The organism is Streptomyces sp. NPDC059909 (genome assembly GCF_042730885.1).
Taxonomy (GTDB): Bacteria; Actinomycetota; Actinomycetes; order Streptomycetales; family Streptomycetaceae; genus Streptomyces.
Window position 1 is genome coordinate 19,613 of record NZ_JBHWKX010000027.1, and the last position, 5,472, is coordinate 25,084.

The following is a 5,472-nucleotide window of genomic DNA, read 5'->3' on the forward strand; positions in this document are numbered from 1 at the left end:
AGAGGGGGGGGGGGGGCTGGGGGGGGTGGGTGGGGAAGGCGGGGGGGGGGGGGGGGGAGGAGGGAGGGGGGGGGGGCCCGGCTTTTCGCCCCCCCCCCTCGCCCCGTTCGCGCTCCTGCGCTCACTCCTCCAGCTGCTGCCACCACCAGGCGAGTGCGGGCACCGGCAGCGGCTCGGTACTCGGATCGCTGGGCGTGTCGCGGTAGGTGATGCCGAAGGAGACTCCCTGGACGGGGAGCTCGTTGCGGTTGCGCGGACTGGCGTACCGCGGTGCCCGGTTCTGCCACTCGATACTGCCGGCGATGTAGTGCCCCAGGGCTTCGAGGTAGCGGCCGAGCTGATCGTCCGCGTCCCGGGCCAGCTGTGCGCGGAGCCGGACGAAGAGCGTCATCACCCGGTCCCGCAGGGCGACGGCCGCGGGCAGTGCGTCCCGTGGCGAACAGCCGTGGTGGTGGGCGAGGACATTGATCAGGTTCTGTTCCCAGGGCTCCTGGTCGTCGTCCTTGTTGTACGAGAACAGGTCGTTGTCCGCGCTGACGATGAACCCCGCGGCGTCGGTGACGGCCTGCACCGGCGCCGAGTACAGCACGTCCGGTGGCAGGTCGATGCCGTTCGCCGCGTCGGACCAGGTGAGCGAGAACCGGGTTCCGTTCGCCAGCGCGCCTACCGCGGCGAAGTCGTTCAGGCTGGGCATGACACCGCGCTCGGCGTTGGCGGCCTGCCAGCCGGCGCCGAACAGCCAGTCCCGGGCCCCCTCGGTGAACCTGCGGAGCTGGAAGGGGGTGAGCAGGGCCCGGGTACGGGCCACCAGGTCGTCCAGGGCCGCCGTCAGCGGACCCGGCGGGAGCATGGCGGAGCCGGGCGCCTCGATGGCCCGGGCCAGCCGGACGCTGTGGTCGGTGATGTCGGCCGTACTGATCGCGGTGGATCCGGAGTCCTGCCAGTCGTCGACGGCGTTGGCCCAGTAGTTCCACTGCATGAACAGCAGCAGCGGCTCCACGTCCCCATGGGGGATGATGCGCCCGGAGAAGTCGGCGCTGTGGGTGGCCAGCCCCCAGGCCCGTTCGACGGCGTCGGGATAGATCCCGAACGCGTCGGTCCACTCGACGGCCCGCTGCTCCAGCTCCGCGACCTTGGGGTGGACCAGCTTCTCGTTGAACGGGCAGTAGAACGGCGGAAGTTGCCAGCCTATCCGCGACGGGTGACCATGCTCGGCGATCACTGTCAGTGCCCTCCCAGCCGGAAGAGCAGCAGCCGGGTCTCCATGGCGTGGTCGCGCCAGATCCGGAAGAGCTTGCCGTGGGTGATGGCCGATTCGGTGAGCCGGTCGCGGGACCAGACACCGCTCAGCTGCTCCCCGATCCGGTCGGCGCGCTCCAGCTCGGCGGTGTTCCAGGCCATGGACTGCACCCAGAATTCGGCGACGCGGTCGGTGACGTCCTCGTCCTGCTCCAGCTCGAAACCGGCGGCCTCGGCGGCGGAGATGTACTCGGTGAGGGTGCCGAGGCGGGTCTTGTAGTACCCGTCGATGAACTCGGTCCATTCCGGGCGGCAGATGAAGTGCTCCTGGATGCCGAACCAGCCACCGGGCCGCAGTGCCTTCGCCACGACCTGGAAGAGCCGCTTGCGATCCATGTAGCCGGAGCTCTCGTTGGCGTATGCCGCGTCGTAGGCGCGCTCCGCGACGAAGTCGTGGACGTCGGTGAGAAGCGGGGTGACCCGGTCTTCGACACCGGCCTGGCGGGCGAAGTCCTCTATGACGGGTATGTGATCGGCCGCCACGGTGAGCCCGGTGACTCTGGAACCGTGCTCCTGCGCCCAGTAGAGCGAGCCACCGCCCACCCCGCAGCCGATGTCGAGGACATCGGCGGGTGGGGTGGCGTACGCGCCCCAGGTGCGGGCCGCGTGCTCGACGATGGCTTCCTGGGATGCGACGATGCGCCGTTTCAGGACACGCTGCGACACTGTGGTGTTGGGGGTGCCAGGGGCGAAGAGCCCCATATGGAAATGGACACGCGGTCCCGGGCCGTACTTGTAGAGGATGTCGGCCGTCTTGCGTGTGTAATACAAGGGCACTTGGGTGTCGTCAAAGGTGACGAGGCTGTTCTCCATCGTGCTCTCCAGTCTGCGTCCTGGCGGGTGGGGGTGGCCCGCGGATCAACTCTGCCCGAAGTTGATCGTTCAAGTCACCCCCCGTCATACTTTCGTCACGCCGTCAAACTCTCGCAGTATGCGCGTAGTTCAGCCACCGGGCGACCGGGCCTCGGCCGCCTCGCGCAGCGCCGCCAGCACGTGGGCCACCCCCGCCCCTTGCTCCGCACCCCGGCGCACCGCGGCAATCACATGCCTCCGGGGCTGGTCCGTGCCGAGCACGCGCATCGCGACACCGCTGCGCCGCTCGGCGGCCGCCATGCGCGGTACGAGCGCGACACCCATGCCCGCCTCGACCATCGCGAGGATCGCCGTCCAGCCGGATGCGGAGTGAGCCTGCTCGGGCACGAACCCGGCCGCCTCGCACGCGGCACGGGTGATCTCGGACCACGGGCCGCTGCCGCCGAAGATCCACGGCTCCCCCGACAGATCGGCGAGCCGCAGCCCCGGCTCACCGGCCATCGGATGCCCGGCGGGCAGCGCCACGTCGAGCGGGTCGGCCAGCAGCGGTGCACGGGTGAACTTCGGGTCGCGGGCGGTGGGCGCGTGCGCCGCCAGGGACAGGGCCAGGTCCACGTCCCCGGCGGACAGCAGCTCGTACGCCTCGGCCGCCTCGGCCTCCCTTACACGCACCTCCAGCGCGGGATGCCGCGTCCGCAGCGCCTGCACGGCGGGGACGACGAGGGCGGGCACGGCCGTCGAGAACGCCCCGATGCGCACCTCCCCCGCCTCGCCCCGCAGATACCCGGCCAGCTCCGCGTCCGCCCGCTCCAACTCCGCGAACACGGCCTCCGCGTGCCGCAGCACCAGGTGCGCCGCATCCGTGAGCCGGACGCGGCGCCCCTGCGCCTCCAGCAGCTGTACGCCGAGCTGCTTGGCGAGGTTCGTCAGCTGCTGCGACACGGCCGACGGCGTCATGAGCAGCGCCTCGGCGGTCGCGGTCACGGTGCCGCGGTCCCGCAGCGTGCGGAGGATCCGCAGCTTCTTGACGTCCCACTTGTCCCACTCGGCCATGCGGACACGCTACTCAGCCGTGGTGCGGCTCATCGGCCGCCACCGCTCACTGCGCGGCAGTACCCAGCGCCCGCTCCGGCGTGACCCGGATGACGACGCGGACCACCTCCGGCGGCAGCTCCCGATACTCCTCGCCCGCGCCCGGCCCCTCGTTCTGCTCCGCCAGCGCGAACGCCAGCTCGCGCCCCGTGTCCTCCGTGACAGCCGCCCTGCCGCGCAACTCCACGTACCGGAGCGGGTCGGCCGGGTCGTACAGGGTCACGCTGACCCTCGGCTCACGGATCACGTTCCGCTCCTTGCGGCGGCCGGCCTGCGAGGAGATCAGCAGGTCGTCACCGTCCCGGCCCACCCAGACCACCGAAGTCTGGGGACTGCCATCGGGATTGACGGTGGCAAGCACGGCGGGTACGGGGGCGTCGAGGAGCTTCCGGACGGACGCACTCAGCGATATCGGCATGCGCCAGAGCCTATGCCGTCTCGGGGCGGTGCAGGGCCGCGATGCTCCCGCTCGCCGCCAGGCGCCACCCAGCTCGTGTGCAACGAGCTCCACGCGTCACTGGCGGCGGCCGGGGTGCCCCTCCCCTCGCTGACCGTCGACGTGGCGTCGGCCGTGCCGCTCGTCGAGGCCGCGCGATGACGGGGACGAGGACGGGGACGTACGCCGTCGACACCTGCACCGGCAGGCTCGGCGGGGTCATGGGGCGCGTCGGCCCGTACGTACAGCTGAGACCGCCCGCCGGGGGCGTGGAGTGGGACTGCACGCCGGATGCGCTGCGTGAGGCGACCCCGCAGGAGCGGCTCCGCGCCGGCACGGCACGCGCGAATGCCCGCAGCCGGGGCGAGATCTGCCGGTGACGCGGACGCGCGAACGGCGGACAGAGACTCAAGCACCGCCGCGGCCAGGTCGAAGAAAGCGATGACATGATCATCGTTCCGAATGGAGATTCCATGCGACTGTTCGCTCGCTGCGCGGCCGCCGCCCTGTTCGCCGCACTGCCCCTCGCCGCCCAGGGGACGGTCGTGGCCCAGGACCACGCCCACCGGCCCATGCCCGGCCCCGCTCCCCTGCATCAAGCGGCCGAGCCGATCAAGGGCAGTTACATCGTGTCGCTGAAGACCGGCGCCGAGCCCGCGGACGTGGCGCGGCAGGCCGGGGTGAAACCGCGCTACACGTACAACCGGGCCATGCGCGGGTTCTCCGCGACGCTGCGCACCGATCAGCTGGCGGCGGTGCGGTTGTCACCCGGGGTGGCAGCGGTGGAGGAGGACTCGAAGGTCTCCGCCCACGACACTTACCCCGCCGACCCGTCCGGCCGGGCCGTTGCCGCCGCGAGTTGGGGGCTCGACCGCGCGGACCAGCGGAAACTGCCGTTGGACGGGCAGTTCGCGGCCGCCGCCACCGGCAAGGGGGTGACCGTCTACGTGGTCGACACCGGCATCGACTACGGGCACAGCGAGTTCGGCGGGCGGGCCGAGTTCGGCTTCGACGCGATCGGCGACGGCCGCCGGGGGCAGGACTGCGAGGGGCACGGCACCCATGTGGCGGGCACGGCGGGCGGGGCGACCTACGGCGTGGCGCCGGAGGCCACCCTGGTCAGCGTGCGCGTGCTCGACTGCAACGGCAACGGGACCTGGTCCGGGATCATCGCGGGCATCGACTGGGTCGCCAGGAACGCAAAGCAGCCCGCGGTCCTGAACGCCTCGCTCGGCGGCGGGACGTCCCCCACCGCGAACGCCGCCGCCGAGGCGGTCTTCGCCGGTGGCGTCCTGCCGGTCACCGCGGCGGGCAACTCCGCCGAGGACGCCTGCGGCATCTCGCCCGCGAGCGCGGCGAACGCCGTCACCGTCGGCGCGACCGACCGCGAGGACGCCGAGACCGACTTCAGCAACTACGGCGAATGCCTCGATCTCTATGCGCCGGGCAGCGAGATCGTCTCCGCTCTGCTGGGCGGCGGCAGCACCGCGATGAACGGTACGTCGATGGCGGCCCCGCACGTGGCCGGCGTCGCCGCGCTCTACCGGTCCGCCCACCCGGACGCCGATGTGCAGACGGTCTCGGAGTGGATCGTCGGGCAGACCACCAAGGACGCGGTGAAGAGCATCTCGAAGGGCTCGCCCAACCGGCTGCTGTTCACCGGCGGTCTGTGACCACGACCGAGACCGATCGAGCCTCGTCGGGCCCGCGGCCCGGCGCCTGACTGGTACCGGGGGGGGGGGGAAGCAACAAAAAAAAAAACAAAAAAAACAACAAAAAAAAAGAACACAAAAAACCAAAAGGAGCGACAACAAGAGAGAAAGAAAGAAAGA

The 5,472-nt window shown here is 71.0% G+C and carries 6 protein-coding genes; 2 read left to right on the top strand and 4 right to left on the bottom strand.

All coding sequences use genetic code 11. The annotated features are described in order from the left end of the window. Positions 1 to 121 precede the first annotated feature (121 nt). From ACFV9O_RS19630 to ACFV9O_RS19645, 4 genes are all read right to left on the bottom strand, one after another. Positions 122 to 1,222: a hypothetical protein gene (locus tag ACFV9O_RS19630; protein WP_385419486.1), complete on the bottom strand. Its 1,101-nt coding sequence runs from the start codon at positions 1,220 to 1,222 to the stop codon at positions 122 to 124. 2 nt (positions 1,223 to 1,224) lie between these two features. After that, positions 1,225 to 2,112, bottom strand: coding sequence for an SAM-dependent methyltransferase (locus tag ACFV9O_RS19635; protein WP_385419489.1), 888 nt, complete (start codon positions 2,110 to 2,112; stop codon positions 1,225 to 1,227). Between the two features lie 129 nt (positions 2,113 to 2,241). After that, positions 2,242 to 3,165 carry a LysR family transcriptional regulator gene (locus ACFV9O_RS19640; protein WP_385419492.1) on the bottom strand — a complete coding sequence of 308 codons (924 nt, stop codon included), beginning with the start codon at positions 3,163 to 3,165 and terminating at the stop codon, positions 2,242 to 2,244. Positions 3,166 to 3,211: 46 nt separating this feature from the next. Then, positions 3,212 to 3,622, bottom strand: coding sequence for a PPOX class F420-dependent oxidoreductase (locus ACFV9O_RS19645; protein ID WP_385419495.1), 411 nt, complete (start codon positions 3,620 to 3,622; stop codon positions 3,212 to 3,214). A gap of 176 nt (positions 3,623 to 3,798) precedes the next feature. On the opposite strand from ACFV9O_RS19645, the gene ACFV9O_RS19650 reads away from it, so the two are divergent. Both ACFV9O_RS19650 and ACFV9O_RS19655 read left to right on the top strand, forming a co-directional pair. Next, positions 3,799 to 4,020, top strand: a complete 222-nt coding sequence (locus ACFV9O_RS19650) for a hypothetical protein (protein WP_385419498.1) — start codon at positions 3,799 to 3,801, stop codon at positions 4,018 to 4,020. A gap of 93 nt (positions 4,021 to 4,113) precedes the next feature. Further along, positions 4,114 to 5,313, top strand: a complete 1,200-nt coding sequence (locus tag ACFV9O_RS19655; RefSeq protein ID WP_385419501.1) for a S8 family peptidase — start codon at positions 4,114 to 4,116, stop codon at positions 5,311 to 5,313. Positions 5,314 to 5,472: the final 159 nt, after the last annotated feature.

Excerpts from the sequence above, each read along its gene's own strand:
- ACFV9O_RS19635 (WP_385419489.1), bottom strand. The coding sequence starts at position 2,112 with ATGGAGAACAGCCTCGTCACCTTTGACGACACCCAAGTGCCCTTGTAT.
- ACFV9O_RS19640 (WP_385419492.1), bottom strand. The coding sequence starts at position 3,165 with ATGGCCGAGTGGGACAAGTGGGACGTCAAGAAGCTGCGGATCCTCCGC.
- ACFV9O_RS19645 (WP_385419495.1), bottom strand. The coding sequence starts at position 3,622 with ATGCCGATATCGCTGAGTGCGTCCGTCCGGAAGCTCCTCGACGCCCCC.
- ACFV9O_RS19650 (WP_385419498.1), top strand. The coding sequence starts at position 3,799 with ATGACGGGGACGAGGACGGGGACGTACGCCGTCGACACCTGCACCGGC.
- ACFV9O_RS19655 (WP_385419501.1), top strand. The coding sequence starts at position 4,114 with ATGCGACTGTTCGCTCGCTGCGCGGCCGCCGCCCTGTTCGCCGCACTG.